Annotated in this window: 12 protein-coding genes and 1 tRNA gene; 5 read left to right on the top strand and 8 right to left on the bottom strand. The window is 39.0% G+C overall.

From position 1 onward, the window contains the following. The first annotated feature begins 7 nt into the window (after positions 1-7). The 4 genes from CPBP_RS01775 (at position 8) to CPBP_RS01760 (ending at position 4,371) form a co-directional block, all read left to right on the top strand. Positions 8-1,084, top strand: a complete 1,077-nt coding sequence (locus CPBP_RS01775; protein WP_350332338.1) for a toxin-antitoxin system YwqK family antitoxin — start codon at positions 8-10, stop codon at positions 1,082-1,084. Further along, entirely contained in the window at positions 1,084-2,085 is a 1,002-nt protein-coding gene (locus tag CPBP_RS01770; RefSeq protein WP_350332337.1) for a class I SAM-dependent methyltransferase, read from the top strand. The genes CPBP_RS01775 and CPBP_RS01770 overlap by 1 nt, the downstream gene beginning before the upstream one ends. 1 nt (position 2,086) lies before the next feature. Then, the gene (gene pgeF, locus CPBP_RS01765; protein WP_350332336.1) at positions 2,087-2,869 is read left to right on the top strand and encodes a peptidoglycan editing factor PgeF; all 783 of its coding nucleotides are present in this window, start codon (positions 2,087-2,089) and stop codon (positions 2,867-2,869) included. Positions 2,870-3,543: 674 nt separating this feature from the next. Next, complete coding sequence (locus tag CPBP_RS01760) at positions 3,544-4,371, top strand: hypothetical protein (protein WP_350332335.1); 828 nt, start codon at positions 3,544-3,546, stop codon at positions 4,369-4,371. A 318-nt stretch (positions 4,372-4,689) separates the two neighbouring features. Here CPBP_RS01760 and CPBP_RS01755 read toward each other — a convergent pair whose 3' ends face one another. The 5 genes from CPBP_RS01755 to CPBP_RS01735 all read right to left on the bottom strand — a co-directional run bounded on the left by CPBP_RS01755 (position 4,690) and on the right by CPBP_RS01735 (position 10,545). Then, on the bottom strand, positions 4,690-5,439 hold the full coding sequence (locus CPBP_RS01755; protein ID WP_350332334.1) for a type IV pilus modification PilV family protein: 750 nt from the start codon (positions 5,437-5,439) through the stop codon (positions 4,690-4,692). Next, positions 5,432-6,121, bottom strand: a complete 690-nt coding sequence (locus tag CPBP_RS01750) for a hypothetical protein (protein ID WP_350332333.1) — start codon at positions 6,119-6,121, stop codon at positions 5,432-5,434. Before CPBP_RS01750 ends, CPBP_RS01755 begins: the two co-directional genes overlap by 8 nt. Positions 6,122-6,223: 102 nt before the next feature. Further along, positions 6,224-6,925 carry a hypothetical protein gene (locus tag CPBP_RS01745; RefSeq protein WP_350332332.1) on the bottom strand — a complete coding sequence of 234 codons (702 nt, stop codon included), beginning with the start codon at positions 6,923-6,925 and terminating at the stop codon, positions 6,224-6,226. 85 nt (positions 6,926-7,010) lie between these two features. Further along, positions 7,011-9,542: a PD-(D/E)XK nuclease family protein gene (locus CPBP_RS01740; protein WP_350332331.1), complete on the bottom strand. Its 2,532-nt coding sequence runs from the start codon at positions 9,540-9,542 to the stop codon at positions 7,011-7,013. A 55-nt stretch (positions 9,543-9,597) separates the two neighbouring features. Further along, entirely contained in the window at positions 9,598-10,545 is a 948-nt protein-coding gene (locus CPBP_RS01735) for a hypothetical protein (RefSeq protein ID WP_350332330.1), read from the bottom strand. A 159-nt stretch (positions 10,546-10,704) separates the two neighbouring features. On the opposite strand from CPBP_RS01735, the gene CPBP_RS01730 reads away from it, so the two are divergent. Then, a tRNA-Arg gene (locus tag CPBP_RS01730) sits at positions 10,705-10,781 on the top strand. Between the two features lie 11 nt (positions 10,782-10,792). Here the strand turns inward: CPBP_RS01730 and trkA are convergent. Genes trkA through CPBP_RS01715 form a run of 3 tightly spaced genes read right to left on the bottom strand, consistent with a single transcriptional unit; the run spans position 10,793 to position 15,626 of the window. After that, positions 10,793-12,169, bottom strand: a complete 1,377-nt coding sequence (gene trkA, locus CPBP_RS01725; protein ID WP_350332329.1) for a Trk system potassium transporter TrkA — start codon at positions 12,167-12,169, stop codon at positions 10,793-10,795. Further along, on the bottom strand, positions 12,169-13,569 hold the full coding sequence (locus CPBP_RS01720; RefSeq protein WP_350332328.1) for a sigma-54-dependent transcriptional regulator: 1,401 nt from the start codon (positions 13,567-13,569) through the stop codon (positions 12,169-12,171). The genes trkA and CPBP_RS01720 overlap by 1 nt, the downstream gene beginning before the upstream one ends. A gap of 17 nt (positions 13,570-13,586) precedes the next feature. Then, positions 13,587-15,626: a sensor histidine kinase gene (locus tag CPBP_RS01715; RefSeq protein ID WP_350332327.1), complete on the bottom strand. Its 2,040-nt coding sequence runs from the start codon at positions 15,624-15,626 to the stop codon at positions 13,587-13,589. Positions 15,627-15,737 lie beyond the last annotated feature (111 nt).

Below are 15,737 nucleotides of genomic sequence, written 5' to 3'. Positions count from 1 at the left end.
AGAGGGAATGATGGATATAAAAGACACAATCAAAAGAGTCTCTGTTTCTGGAATGGCTCAAGCGTCTATCAAAGAATTATTAATAGGAACCAAAGCAGCCCCTAGTGAGGCTCCGGCTAATACAGACGTAAATAGCGATGCTGACACGGGTAAACGCAAACGACGTTTTCCCCCTGCGAAAGACTTATTTCTGCAATTGTTTCCAGGGATTGATTTGCGCCGTCCGTTAGATCCCAATGCTCCAAAACCAACGATGGTGAAGCCGTCAACCTTAGAGTGTTTTCAATCAAAATTGAAAAAACCAGAGGTAAAATTTCCTGCAGAAGCTAGGGAGATTATTGACGAAATTAAAGCACGACGTAAGGCTAGAAGTTGTGGTGCATCATTTAATAAGACCGGGTCTTTGGATATGAAGAACCTGGTGTGTACTCCGGCAAAGCCGCCTAAAGATGGCGTGTTCCAAATTCGAACCCCAGAAGGCGTTCCGGTATTGTATGTGGAGTATGAAGATGGAAAAATGCATGGGGTTCAGAAAAAGTTTCTAGGCGGTGTGCTTTCAGAGATAGCCTATTATAAAAACGGTAAACTGCATGGCGAAATGCGTTCATATAATAATGGAGTGTGTGTTCGTAAGTTCACGTACAAAGAAGGGTCTTTAAATGGCCCCATGGTTCAATACGGAAAAGGTGGCGAACCCATTATGAAAACCAACTTTTTAAACAATCAACAACATGGAATTTGTGTTGTGTATACACAGGGGTATATGATTTGCAGAACATCGTTTGTAAAAGGAAAAAAGCAAGGCATGATGCGAGCGTTTTATCCCCCTCATGATCCAAATGAACATCAAAAAGTGTCAAAAGAAATATTTTATTTGGCCGACTTGATGGAAGGGCCATCCTATACGTATTACCCCAGTGGTAAGAAATATATGGAGGAAAATTTCTTAAAAAATCTTAAAACGGGTCCGTGTATTGAATATTTCGAAACTGGAAATGTTCGTAAGATTTCCATGTATGAAAATAATAAGTTGGTTAAACGTCCCGAAGAATATGATTATTATGGTAAGAAGATTACAACCTAATGTTAAAAGACAGTTTAGTTCAAACAATAAAAGAAAACGGATCTATTAGCTTTTATACGTATATGAAGCTATGCCAAGAACATCCGACGTATGGATACTATTCATCCAAGCCATCCGATGAGATATTGGGAACAACTGGCGATTTCATAACATCGCCTGAAATTAGCTCTTTATTCGGTGAGATGATTGCATTTTGGGTAGTCTCTCAGTGGGAACGACTTGGAAAACCCACAGTGTTAAATATATTAGAGCTTGGTGCGGGGCGTGGTGTGTTAATGCAAGATATACTTGTTACCTTAAGCAAGTTAACATCATTTACTGCAACGTGTAATGTTCACATATTAGAGATCAATCCATCGTTTTGCGAAGTGCAAACAGAAAAAATAAAAGGGTTGTGTGCGTTGCAGCATCATGCCTCGTTAGATTTTCTGAAAGAAATTCAAGAACCTGTCCTTATGATTGCCAATGAATTTTTTGATGCCTTACCTGTTCAGCAGTATTTTAAAAAAGATGATCGTTGGTATGAAACATATGTTGGGATTAATGACTCAACCGAACTGCAATTTGAGACTGTTCCCTATGAGGGTATTCCTCAACACACTGAGATACAACCAGATACTATCGCAGTGCTTGATCGCATATATTCACATATTCAACACCACGATGGTGCTGCATTAATCATCGATTATGGATATTGGGACGGCGATGGCGATACCGTTCAGGCGTTGTATCGTCATCAACCCGTTGGCGTATTAGAGTATCCAGGAGATGCTGATATTTCGGTTCATGTTAATTTTCAGAGTATGGCACGGCAAGCTGATCGGTATGGTTTACAGCATACATATCAAACTCAACGACAATTTCTGTTGGATTTTGGAATTGTATTGAGAGCTCAACAACTGTATCAACAATCGAATCAAAGTGTGTTACGATGCGTTCATCGACTGATCGACCCCGCGGAAATGGGTCATTTATTTAAGGTGTTGCAGATATGGATGTAATATGAATAACGTAACTTGTTTTAAAAGCAGTGCATTCAAACATGTACGGCATGGATTTTTTGGCCGCCAAGGTGGCGTGAGTGAGGGGCTGGTAAGCTCATTAAATTGTTATCCGTATATTCGTGAAAAGACGCAGCAAATTGATGAGATTTCAAACGTACACCAGAATCGTAAAATAATCTTGGATACGCTAAACATTAATGCCGATGATGTTGTGACGGCAAATCAAGTGCATGGTGATACAATCGTAACCCTTCATGAACAGAAACCCATGGATTTTATCGATGCCGATGGGGTGATTACAGATATTCCAAATCTTCCAATTGGCATTCTGACAGCGGATTGTGTGCCAATTGTATATTCCGATATTCATCATAAGGTTGTAGGCGTTGCCCATGCAGGATGGAAAGGCACGTTCTTAGACATTCACCTTAAAATGATTGATAAATTTAAAGCAATGGGAATTCCATCGGCTAATATTATTGCCTGCATTGGTCCATCGATTCAACAGGGATCCTATGAAGTTGATCAGGATTTTTATGATCGATTTATATCTAAAAATGAACGATATCGTTTATATTTTTATCCGTCGGTGCGTGCACATCATTATCAATTCGATTTACCCAGAATTGTGTATGATGATTTAATGGCAGCAAATCTACACAGTGTCGATTGGGTTCGATTGGATACAGTAACCCATGGCGCATTATTCTTTAGCCATCGACGAGCCACATTAAGTGGGACACCCATCACAGGTCGTCAATTGTCAGTGATATGTGTGTAGGCAGCAGCGTCACGCTGATAACGTGACGTTAGTTTGGATGTGATTTGAGACAGATTATAAAAAACTACTTGGGGGATCTGGTTGAAATTTCTAATGGGTTAAAACGGATAAATTTATAGGGTTCACCGAAACGTTGCCAATTCTTTCAAACGGTGAACTGTCGAACAGTTGCTTGGTTGTGTTAATTCTTGTCAGACGATCTAACTATAGAGTCCAGCGTCACGCTGGCAACGTAGATAATTGATTATATGAGATTTTGAAAAGGGGGATAGTATTCGCCCCAATATTGGGGCCCACCTGCAAAAGTGTGAAGTCCCAACGAGCCCACCCCGCCGCCGCCACAACATAATAACCAAGGTAATCTAAAAAAACTAAGTTTTTTCGATGTATTAATAAATTAAGATTCCAACCTCAATCCATCTCAACTATACTATCACTTAGTACTCAGTGATAATTTCGTTGTTGGTTATTACGCACCAGCCTAGCCGCCGGTGTATCTTACCTACCTAGGGTTAAGATAGCAGGCGAGGATTAACAAAAGATTGACAGAGTGAAGATTTTTCAAAAATAATCCGATCTTTGTTGCCATAAGATATTTTTCTTAAGATTAATCTAATTTTAAGATGTCGTTGATACCTTTATCTCAAACGCATTTGATACAAAGGTGGCTCCCCATGAGGCAATTTTCTAAGCTAATACGCTGTGCAATTTTATTCAGTTGTATAGTTTTTCCAACTCAATTACATGCTGCTGGACAATGGACAGATGTAACGGATGGTACGGCGACCCATGACGGCACAACAGCATTGGTTTTAATCGATAGACATACATATCGACCAACATCTGCAACAGCATGGATTGGAACGGATGTAACATTGCCTGATAAAGCAACTGTTATGGTTGGGGCATCAAGCGTTCCAAATTTTTTAGGAAATGCGTATACCTCTTTAACCATTGCGGCGGCTGGAAAATTAACATTGTATGGAGCGGATGGCGTTGCAGAGGTTATAACCTCACTGGTTAAAGCAGCTAAAGGTCCGTTTACCATTGAAGATCGAACATCGGGTGGTTTGACAATTACAGCATTAATTGCAAATACTGATGCAGAAGTTGGTAACATTACAATTAATACGTTTGGAGCAGGTACAGTATTAAGCTTGGGGGTAAGTTTAATTCCAGTAGGGACTGCTGCACCATTAACACTGAACGTGGATGATAGTGCAATCATAACATTAAGTACCATTACATCAATTCCCAGATTAACTGGAAAAGGACGTATAAAACTTGGAGCGTCCTTAATGGCAATATTATCATCAGAAGTGTCACGTCTTTCAGGGTTTAAAGGAGAGCTTATTACTGCAACTGGAGGGACAACGGATATATCATTTACATCAGATCCATACGTTTGGGCGTTGTCGGGAGCGGCGGAGGTACCTTATGCAATTCTTAAAATTTTCAAGGGAACTGTGAGGTTACCGGCAAGAACGAAAATTATATTCTAGTGCTCTTGAGTTGCAAGAGTTTTAGATTAAGGAAACTTGTTTATAGTGCGTTGCATAAAACTTGAGCGGATACTCCCGGCAACGTGCCGTTGCATCCACCAGCGTGACGCTGAACCCACCAACGTGACGCTGGACCCATTAGAAGAAAGAGTTGAGCAAAGACGTTGTGTAATCGTTTTATGTGTGTTTAGCTATAGGATCCGAGATCATCTCTGTCAGCTGAAGGACCTTCAGAGCGCCTAGAAATATTCATTCTTTTTCTTTCAATGTCATGTGGCAAATTTATTCGTAACACTCGGTTGCGTGTGGTCAAGTAATTTATTCTTCAGGATGGGATGTTGCATAAGGATCATCTTCTGAGATTAGATGAGAATCCGCGATGTCGGATTTTGCCAAAGATTCAGATTTTGTTGGACTATCTAAATCCGCTCGTTGGATAAAAAATACACGATGTTCACTATCTTTGGGGGGAACATCTGCGTAAAATGTTAAAGTATCTCGAGCATTTTCTGCTTCAAATTCACTGCGTGTTGGAAATCGCCTTCGTGAGTTTTGCAATGAGAATGCTCCATTTCCTTTGGGACCATGGCTAATAAGAACGTATGCGGTTGTATTCGTTTTGCTGCCATAGCGACGCCCAGCCATGTCTAATACCTGAAGGCTATTTATTATGCTGACATCGATATCTTGGTTTGAAATGGTTGCATGTTCGCTGACGGCATAGGTAAAATAATGTCCATGTCCATCTTTTGCAACATACGCAGGAATGCCCAATGTTTTGTAGGGCAGAAGGCCAATTTGTTCGTAAGCGCCATGACACTTTGTCAAGGCAAATCCGTCATCCATCACAGGTTTGCTAGGGCAAGGTAGATGACCCATTTGACTGTGATATCGATTTAATGCCTGCAAAATGAGTGTGCGATGGGTGTGGGTTACGGTGTTTTGTTGGGCAAGTTGTGAATGTTGAATGATCATCAAAATGCTGCCGATGCAGATGCTAAAAATGATCATGGCAATGGCGACCTCGATTAATATCAAACCGCCAGAATAGTGTCGGAATTTATTCATCGATACTGAAATACATTACGCACGCTTTATCACAATTGGATAGGTTATAACGACCCTCATGGATGCATTTACCTGTGGTTTGACGGTTGGCATCCAAGGATCGAATGGCGCCAGTCAACGGAGATCCACTATCCAATTTTTTATCAATGTACTGCGCTTGCTCTGGGGTTAGTAAGATGCCTTCGCCCGATGTATCATTTGCTTTTGATCCTAAAACGATCCAATGACCTGGCATCGATTCAATGGGGTTTGAAGTGACTGTGTACCCCCCGCCGAACCCACATTCAATTAAACCATCGCCATAATTAAGCGTGGACGCAGTTGAAATTACTGATCCATTTGCAGCATTTAAATGAATCCAAAACTTTCCAGCACTTGAATCGGGTGAGAATGGATTCCCACTTAAACTTCCTTTACCATCTCCGTTAGGAAGATCGGATCTAATGTCTCTGGATGCATAGGGAAAATCGCCGGGTAAAAAACCATGCTTTTCTTTAAATCGCTGAACAGTCAAGCGAACTTTTTGCACGTCTGTAATAACGGCATTAAGTCTGGCTTGATCGATCAAATGCTTTCCTTGCAGGACTGCACCGATAAGTATTCCAATTACTACCAATGCGATAGCAATTTCTACCAAGCCAACACCTGTCTGCCAATGTCTATGTTTTACTGTCTGATTCATGAAAGTTGTTCTAATCCTCTCACGTATCAGTTTAACACTCAAAAAGATAATAAAAGATTAAAGCTGACGTATTTTTTCTAAAGAATTTTTTGTGTTTGCAACTTATGGCGTTTCTTTATAAATGGCGATTAACCTTGGGTCTTTAAGCAGTTCTTGAACTTGCTTTTTATAGACCCCCGGATCTTTTGTAGGGATGGGCAATGTGCTGGCATATTCAAATAGCAGCTCAGCCAAGCGGATTGTCGTGTCGCTATAGTTATGCTTCAAGCGATCAAATTGAGCTTTTAAATAGGAACTTTGTGCCCATTGTATATAATTTACAAGCCAGACATCGTCGCCTGTTTTATCAAAATGTCGTAACTTTAAATAATCTTCCCAACACTGAATTAATAGAATTGAAATATATTGTTCTTCTAACGTGGAATCCACAGTAATTTTAGTGTGAAGGTTTTGAGTAAGGTTATAAAGATCTAAGTTATTATAGCATAAACTGGCATAAAATTCGGGGCGTGCTTTAGTTTTTTCACTAAACAATTGATTTGGATAAATCCATAATTTTTCAACGCTGTCTTTTGTAACTTTGTTTTTTTTAACATCCGCTTGAAAATCCATACTTACTGAATTTAATGTCACGTTTAAGCCTAAAAAAACAATGGCGATGCTTGCTATTACAGCAATGACGACGCTTCCTTTAGACTCTTTAAATTTTTGAGGGTTAATGAAGGCCGTTGCCAAAATGCTTCCTAAGACAATAACCAATATGCTTAACGGAAGTAGGTTTTTAGCAATATAAAGTTCACTCATTTTCAAGATCTTTCTAAATACAATCCTTGGTAATAATAAAGCAGATTTTGCCATTTAAGTAAATGTAAATTTATGTCAGAAAATACTAAATTTCAAATGTAGTCGTGGGATCTAACATTCGTTCAAGGGCTGCAACAAGATCATCTTTCAAATGTGCGATTTCATCGAATAGAAAATTTACCGAAGATCCGTCGGATAAATCCCAATAACTCATCATAAATGGGGGGCGGGCAGGCAGCTCTTTAAAGGCTCCTTCAGCCATCATTAGACCTAACAACGGTAACTGAGGAGATAGCCCTTTATATACGGATTGTTTTGTCGGAACGGCTCCTGTTTTATAATCAATCAGGTGTAATGACCCATCGGAGTGCTGATCAATCCGATCTGCTTTTCCAACAAGTATAACCGATCCAAAACGCGTGTTAAGTGTCCATTCTCCTTTAAGTTCTGCATAGGTGTGTTGAGGTAAAGAAGCCTGATGTAAGGTTTGAAAATTACGTATGTTTGTCATAATTTGTGATTCCCAGAACATATGTTCATGAGCGCTGAGGTTAAGTGCGGCCAGTTTATTCATGGCAGTGTTAATCATGATGTCAAGCGATAGATTTTCTTTAACAGCGGCTTCTAACACTTCATGAACAATAATACCTTTATGTCTAGAATCAGGTTCTGCATCCCAAAGGGGTAAATCTTCTAAATTAAAAATACGATTAAGAATAAACTGTCGGGGATCATTTTTCAGTGTATGAATATCAGACACAGACAATCGTTTTGGAGTTAAATCAGCTGGGATCTTAAAGAGCGTGGGTTCTGTTGATAATTGAACATGAGGTGCTGTATTTAAATTAACGTTAGGGATCTTTGTATCATTTAATGTACTGATAATTCGTAAACGTTCCCACCATCTAGAGGGTTGAGTGAGCTGACCATTTTGATGGGTTGTTCGACATAGATACACGTCTTGACAGGCCAGTAACGATAATAATACTTTAGAGGATACACCTGTTATTTGGTTTATTTCGGGTAATCCTAAGTGTTGCCGCAAGTCGGCATGTAACCATGGATTTCCAGAAGGTGGAACTGGCCAATCCCCTTCATTCAAACTGGCTATGACGACGATTTGAGGCTGCATCAACCGTGCCTCTAACGGTCCCATAATTTGGATGTGGTGTCCTTTTGGGGTCGGTGTGCGATAGGGGGTAGAGTTCAAGATAAATCCTAAGGTATCTAAACTATCAACAGATTCTGCAATGTTAAGAATTTCCACAGATTCTGGATAGTCATCTGGTTGAATCCCCCATAACGTTAAGAGCTCTAATGCGTAGCTAACTTGCGATGCAAAGGTTGAAAGACGAGGTGTGTTAATGAACTGTATTAACGTTAACAAACGCTCATGTTCTTGTTCGTTTTCTGGGGTATAGGTTCGCAAAGCGTGCAACAATGATACCCGTTGTGTGCGACCCAAAAGGTCAAGTTTAGCCGGTAAATCACCCCAATAAGGCTGAAGTTTTGGATGGCTAATTAAATTTAACATTCGTTTATAATCTGCGGAATGTATTACACAGTGTAATAGTTGCATCAATACAGAACCAAACAAGGTGTCACTAAGTTGGGTTCCACAGGAATCATCCACAGGAATTCCATTTTGAATTGCCGTCATGTGAATGACGTGTGCTAAATCCCGATTGGGAGTGACGACAGTAATGCTTTTTATGTTCTTTTCAAACGCATGACGCGCAAGCGCAATAATATCCTTTGCCAAAGATAACGTGTTTGAACACTCAATAAACCGAATGCCCTCAAAAAAACTGGATAATTTCGTAGCGTTGAAAACAGGCTTTTGCAATTCATCAATTAACGGTTTTCGATGGGTGTATAGATCCAACGGCTGTATCGAAACAGTTTGAGCGTTCAGTATCGTGTATAACGATGTATAACAGTGTTTGGGATCATACCCCTCACAAGTCTGCGTTGGCATTTCACCGTAAATGAATACGTAGTTTTCTTTGGATAAGCTGGCCGCAAGATGTTGCAGACTAGGGGGGGTAGCCCCATCAATAACCATATAAATCGGGCGTTGCAAAGACGTGTATTGTTTATGAAACGATTTAATACCGTGGACTAAAGCATGCGCAGGATGGGTTTGCTGTTGTTGCGTTAGAAGTATTTCATGTTCACTCATAATACTTAAAAGATCCCGGTTTTCTGAACTGTTTTGAAAGTGATCACAGGTGATTTCATGGGAGTATAATTCCGTTAACACACTATTTAACGCTGTAGCTAATTGCTGTTGTTGATCGATAGATGGAATTCTACCTTGAAATAAATCGGTCTTTATAGGGATGCGACGTGCTAATTCCCATAAAATGCATTGAGACGTAATCAATGGCGTAGACGTTTCAGATAAACCTTCATAAGCAATAATGCGAGACTCAGTTAAAAGCGTTGGATTGAGTTTATACAACATTCGTTGAAATCGATTGACCGTGCGTTGCGTCGGCAAAATCACCATCGGGTTGACCGTTTGCGTATCGGTAAGGTGTTTTGCTAACCACCACAACGGGTCGCTGCCAAGTGGGAGCGTATAGCAACCTGGTGTAAGGTCAAATCGGGTCATGATACTGTGTGCTTTAATTGGATAACGTTAAAATAATCTATTTGAGTACATTTGGCTATATTTTCATTGAATCCAAATTCTCTTTTATTCGTTTGGAAGCTTCATCTAGAGCTGGCATTAAATCCTCTTGAAATGATTTACCATAGATTTCAAAGCTTTTATGATCCTTGTAATTCGCACTAGCATACTCTTTTAGATGATCCATCGATATCTTAATTGCCATTAAAGTGCCATCAACTCCGATTTTATAGAATCCAGAAGAAAAATTCAAAAAATAGCTAACATGTGTGGTCATTTCTTGCATGGTTGGATTTTTGATAGTTTGATGTCTTTTAACGAGGTCATTCCACTGAATAATCATAAAATTTAACTGGTTTAATTCTTCGGTTGTCTGATCAATACCAATTAATATGCCAGGATTGTAAATTGCAATAAAATATAGCTTTTCAGGAAGCTCTTTGGTTAGTAGTGTTTTTTCTGAATATGAAGTATTAGGTGATTCACTAAACAATTCAGGATTGTCAAATATCGACTGATATAATTGTTGAATTTGCTTTTCAGATAAATCGTAAAGTTTATTCATACCAGAATTAATGATTGTGATATCTACTTTATCATCATGCGTAGAAAGAAGAGGATCATCGTTAATTCTGGTTGCTAAGCTTGGCCGTGGTACTGGGTGAAGAAACTTTAAGTATTCTTCGTTTTTTTTAATATGTAGTTCAATGTAAGCAAAGTTATTGATGTAATGTGCTAGTCGAGTAGCATTTTTTGCGCGCTGCAATATATATTGATTTTTAAACATTAGCAATGTGCGTCTAGATTTTTCTAGAGCTGAAAGCCCTGCTAAAAGCTTAGCTTTTTGATCTTTTTTCTCTTTTCTGTCTGGGATAATAACGGTTACACAATAAAGCACAAAAGCAGAAATAAATATTTCAATGATAGTTACAATTACTAACGCCCAATCAGGGTTTGAGATTGTGGCTTTTAAGAATGCGATCATTTTTAATGGGGTCTTTCAAAAGTATTTATGGGTAAAATAAACATAGCACATCAGATGCCTGTCTTAAACGCATATTTGCCAACAAGTAAGTAAATCCTGTACTTTTTCATGCAACACATTGACATTAAACGATAGATTGATTATGGTGGTGCAGTCAATGCACCCGTAGCTCAGCTGGATAGAGCGTTACCCTCCGGAGGTAAAGGTCGTGGGTTCGAATCCCGCCGGGTGCACCATGGATATTCTTTTAGAAAAACTGATGGGTTGACGCAAACAGATTTTCAAGTTTTCTGCGGTGTTGAGGTTTTATAAGTACTGCAACGCTATCGCCTTTGTGTAACTGAATCGATTTATCTGCAAACACTACGCCGTCGTCGCGCAAAATAGCAACCACATGACCATAGGTCTTTTTATACACTTCTTCTGCAGTTAGACCTGTGGCTTCGACATCTTCTTGAACTTGAATTTCCATTAATTCCCACGAATGGTCGGGCAGGGTGTGAATTGTCTTTAGGTCTCTGCGGCTGCGAATGTGTTTTAAGATACTTAGAATTGTAATTTTATGTGGGTGAATCAGAGCATTAATTTTTAAGGCTGAAGACAGCGGAATGTACATATCGCTGTTCACTAATGCTAGAGTTCGTTTAACAGAAAATTCTTTAGCAAAAAGTGACATAAGCACATTAACATTTTCATCATTTGTAACGCTTACAACTGTGTCAGTGGCTTGGATATTGGCTTCTAATAATAATTCTTTATCTAAACCTTTCCCGTGCAAGACGATGGCTTTTCTAAGCCTTGGAGCAATCGTTTCAGCCCGTGATTTATTAGATTCTAAAAGTTTTACAATTAAATCTGAATTTTCATGTTCTAAATGTTTTGCTAAGGAAAACCCAACAGCACCACCCCCCACAATTAATAACCTGGATAGTTCTGTGTGTTCATGTCCAAACAACGCTAACGCATCATGCAATTGGTTTTTTTTCACAATAAAGTGAACCACATCATTTGGTTGCAAAATGGTTTCTTCGTTGGGAACAAGAGTCCGCCTGTCCCGACCAATTGCCATTATTTTGATGGGGATATTAGAATGCAATAAGTGGAGCACTTTTATAGGCTGTCCATTTAAATCTGAATCTGCTGTACATAAGGTTGCAATCGATTGAGCAACCCCATCAAACAAAGAAAACATATCAAACCCACCCGTATATGATAGGTTTTCAGCGATATAACTGGCAACTTCACGTTCTGGAGAAATAATGACGTCGACGGGGATATTGTCACGGTTATAAAGGGATGACCATTTGGATGATAGGTATTCTTGATTTCGGATGCGGGCAATTTTTAGCGGGGTATTATATAACGATGCAGCAATCTGACAAATTAACATGTTAACTTCATCTGAGCGTGTCACCGCAAGAATGGCATCTGCTTCTGCGATGCCTGATGCCTCTAATATTTTTATATAAGTGGCGGAGCCTTGAACCGTTAAGATATCAATATTATTAAGTTCTTGCAGAACTTCGATGGACGGATCAATAATCGATACAGAAATGTTTTCTTCGCTTAAATAGCGAGCAACACTTGTTCCAACTTGACCCGCGCCACATACAATAACTTTCATCAGAGTGTTTCAGTATTCTTTGAGTCATCATTCAATTGTAGGCTTTTTAGCTTGCGATGCAATGCTGAACGTTCCATTCCTACAAAGTTGGCCGTTTGAGAAATGTTTCCCGAGAAACGACCAATTTGTGAGGTTAGATAATGACGTTCAAAGAGCTCACGTGCTTCACGTAAGGGCAGTGACATCACATCTAATCCCTTCATCCAATTCACTTGGATCGGAGATGCACCCGATATTTCAGGAGGCAGATCTTTTAAACTAATATGCGAGGAAGATTCAACAATATTATGACGTTCCATAATGACTAACCATTCTACCAAGTTTTTAAGCTGTCGAATGTTCCCAGGCCAGTGATAGCTTTCTAATGCGGCAATTGCTTCTGCAGATAGTTTTTTGGGAGATTTTCCATAAATTTGACACACATCTCGCATGAAATAATCAAACATTGGTATAATTTCTTCGCGACGTTCTCTTAGAAAAGGAACGCGGATAGAAATTAAATTAATGCGAATAAATAAATCTTCTAAAAATTTTCCATGGTCGATTAATCGTTTTAAATCAAAAGCCGATGCTGATAAAATTCTGGCATCAAAATTAATTTTTCGCGTTGAATTAAGCGGAGAAAACTTTTGTTCTTGCAAGACATTTGCTAAACGTTTTTGCACAGCTAAAGGCATCGCTGAAATTTCATCAAGAAATAACGTACCTTTATTGGCTTTTTCTAATAATCCTTGATGCCTGGTGTCGCCATCTTCATTGCCAAATAAATCGCATTCAATATCTTCTTTGCGTTTCAACGCGCAGTTATATGAAACAAACGCACCTGATGTGCGTCTGGATTGTTTGTGAAGGGATCGTGCAACGACCTCTTTCCCCACACCGTATCCGCCTGAAATCAGCACACGGCTGTTGGTGGGGGCTACTTTTGAAACCAATAATTTTAAGCGTTGTGAAATTTGAGATTCACCAAAAATTTCATCATGATTGATTAACCGTTCTTTTAGGGCAGCATTTTCACGCTTAAGTCGATAGTTTTCTAAGTTTCGGGTGACAGACAGTAACAAACGGTCGGTCTTAAATGGTTTTTCTAAGAAATCTACGGCACCTCTATTCAGGGCAGAGACTGCGGTTTCAATAGTGCTGTGACCACTGATCATAATAACGGGAATGTCAGGGAAACGTTTTAATATAATGTCTAACAGTTGTAAACCATCATATTTCTGATCGTTTAGCCACACATCTAATAAAACCAAATGTGGGGGGCAGGTTGAATGAATAATCTCAATAGTTTGCTCCCCAGTCGCGGCTTGATTTACTGAATAGCCTTCGTCAGTTAAAATGTCAGCGACTAGACGTCGAATATCTGCTTCATCATCAACAATTAAGATATCTTGCTTCATAATTAAGTCCCGTAAGATTATGGATGTAATGGAAGATTAATGGTAACTTCGGCTCCTTGATGATCCAAACTTTTTAACTCTATTGTTCCGTTGTGATCATCAATAATTTTTTTTGTAATCGCAAGACCTAAGCCCGTTCCTTTTTGTTTTGTCGTGACGTAAGGTTCTAAAAACGTGTCGATCATATTGGTTGGAAAGCCTTTACCATTATCTGATATTTTAATAGTGACAGTTTTGTTATCCAGCGTCAACAGAATAAGAATTTTTGGTTTCAACTTTGGTTGGTAGGTTATTTCCAATAAGGCTTCAATCGAATTCTTTAGAATATTGGAAATGGCTTGTCCTAATAATTGAGCATCACAGAATATGACAAGATGTTCAGTGGCATAAGTTTCTTTAAATTGGATTGAATCATACGCCGTTTTTTGAAGGGCAACACATTGCTTTACTACTTGAACAACATCCTGTTCATGTAATGTCAATTGCGGCATTCTGGAAAATTGAGAGAATTCTTTTACGATGCGTTCGATTTCTTCAACTTGACGAATGATCGTTTCAATGTTTGTTGTAAACAGTTCCTTTTCGGCAGGGGGTAACTGATTCACTAATTTGCGTTTCAATCGTTCTGCTGATAACTGAATGGGGGTGAGTGGGTTTTTGATTTCATGGGCAACGCGTCTGGCGACATCACCCCAGGCTGCTTTTTTCTGTGCCATATGCAGTGCCGTAATATCATCGATAGTCAAGACTTTTCGAATATCACTGGATGCTTTGGTGTGAGAGATTTGGACACTTAGATAACACAAACGTCCATCACGCTCTATGACAACCAATTTCTGAGATTGTTTTGATAACGCCTCATCGGTTAATTGAAGCATGGATTGTTCATACAGCAAATCTTGCAATTCGGGTAACACGTCAGCAATGTGTAATTTTTGTTCGGGTAAGTCTTTTGATAAGCATAAAATATTAGATGCGGCATCGTTGACCACTTGAATGTGATTTGTTTCATCTAACCCAATGACTCCTGATGTTAAGCCCTTCAGGGTGGTTTCAATAAAGTTATTACGGCGTTCAATATTGATGTTGGCTGTTTCCAGCTGATCCTTTTGTTTTTGCAATGCAGTGACCATCAAATTAAAGGCTTTTGCGAGCCCTAAAAACTCAATAATGTTGGGTTTGATTCTTACCCTGGTCTCTAAGTTGCCTTGACGAATTTTGTCTGCTGCTGCGATCAATTGTGCGATAGGAGACGAAATATGATCAGCTAATAGAATGCCAATACCAATAGCAATCAATAGACTTAAAAAAGCAAACAAACCATAAATGGCCATAAATATAAAACGTATCTGCCACCTGTTTTGTTCAATGTCTTGATATTTTTGTTTAAACAACGCAATTTCTTGAAAATGTTTTGGAAGAAATGAATCAATCGATTGAGAAATAAATAGGAATAAGTCTTGCTTTAAATCTAGTGGGTATCCCGCAATAATTGAAGAGCTGTCTGTGGAGAAGTAAACCACAAAAAGACCTGCCTTTAAATTATCCCATATTGTGTCGTCATGAGAGTTTATTTCTTTAAACGGTGTTTCAGAAGCTTGAAATAAAATGGTTTGGTGTTTGTCTAAAATAAATAAATCTTTCAAACCATATTGCGCATAAATCTTTTCTAAAGTTGTTTTTGTTTGTGGGGTAAGGTCAAATGTATCGGTGTACGTATGATTAATATCTTGCGAAATATGCTTTGCAAGGGTTTCCATATTCAGCTTTAAATTTTCACGAATGTTATTAGAAAACTCCACAGATTCTTGAAGCACATCATGCGTAAAGTGCCCAACAAGTGCTTGCACGCCACGTTCAAATAAAGCAGACGACATGAAATAAATGACAAGCGTTGGCGTAACTGATAGAAAGCTAAACACCATGACCAGCCGGACGTGAAACTTTGCACCTGCGGCACCATGACGGCGGCTAACAAACAGTTTAATTAATCGTGTGGCAATCAGTAATACTAATAAAATTAAAACAATAACGTTTAAGATAATTAAATTTAACATTAAATCGGAATTTCCACCCCTAATAAAGGTGATGTACGTCGCAAAGCCTGAACCTAAGGCGGCAAGAACAAGAAAGTAAAAGAGCTTTTTTGAAACGGCAGCTCGATGAAG

It is taken from the genome of Candidatus Bodocaedibacter vickermanii (assembly GCF_014896945.1).
Classification (GTDB): Bacteria; Pseudomonadota; Alphaproteobacteria; order UBA6184; family UBA6184; genus Bodonicaedibacter; species Bodonicaedibacter vickermanii.
This window is presented reverse-complemented; position numbering and strand designations above follow the sequence as displayed.

Bases quoted from the DNA above. Each gene is read 5' to 3' on its own strand.
- CPBP_RS01740 (WP_350332331.1), bottom strand. From the start codon at position 9,542: ATGACCCGATTTGACCTTACACCAGGTTGCTATACGCTCCCACTTGGC.
- CPBP_RS01750 (WP_350332333.1), bottom strand. From the start codon at position 6,121: ATGAATCAGACAGTAAAACATAGACATTGGCAGACAGGTGTTGGCTTG.
- pgeF (WP_350332336.1), top strand. From the start codon at position 2,087: ATGAATAACGTAACTTGTTTTAAAAGCAGTGCATTCAAACATGTACGG.
- trkA (WP_350332329.1), bottom strand. From the start codon at position 12,169: ATGAAAGTTATTGTATGTGGCGCGGGTCAAGTTGGAACAAGTGTTGCT.
- CPBP_RS01775 (WP_350332338.1), top strand. From the start codon at position 8: ATGATGGATATAAAAGACACAATCAAAAGAGTCTCTGTTTCTGGAATG.
- CPBP_RS01735 (WP_350332330.1), bottom strand. From the start codon at position 10,545: ATGATCGCATTCTTAAAAGCCACAATCTCAAACCCTGATTGGGCGTTA.
- CPBP_RS01720 (WP_350332328.1), bottom strand. From the start codon at position 13,569: ATGAAGCAAGATATCTTAATTGTTGATGATGAAGCAGATATTCGACGT.
- CPBP_RS01760 (WP_350332335.1), top strand. From the start codon at position 3,544: ATGAGGCAATTTTCTAAGCTAATACGCTGTGCAATTTTATTCAGTTGT.
- CPBP_RS01745 (WP_350332332.1), bottom strand. From the start codon at position 6,925: ATGAGTGAACTTTATATTGCTAAAAACCTACTTCCGTTAAGCATATTG.
- CPBP_RS01770 (WP_350332337.1), top strand. From the start codon at position 1,084: ATGTTAAAAGACAGTTTAGTTCAAACAATAAAAGAAAACGGATCTATT.
- CPBP_RS01715 (WP_350332327.1), bottom strand. From the start codon at position 15,626: ATGTTAAATTTAATTATCTTAAACGTTATTGTTTTAATTTTATTAGTA.
- CPBP_RS01755 (WP_350332334.1), bottom strand. From the start codon at position 5,439: ATGAATAAATTCCGACACTATTCTGGCGGTTTGATATTAATCGAGGTC.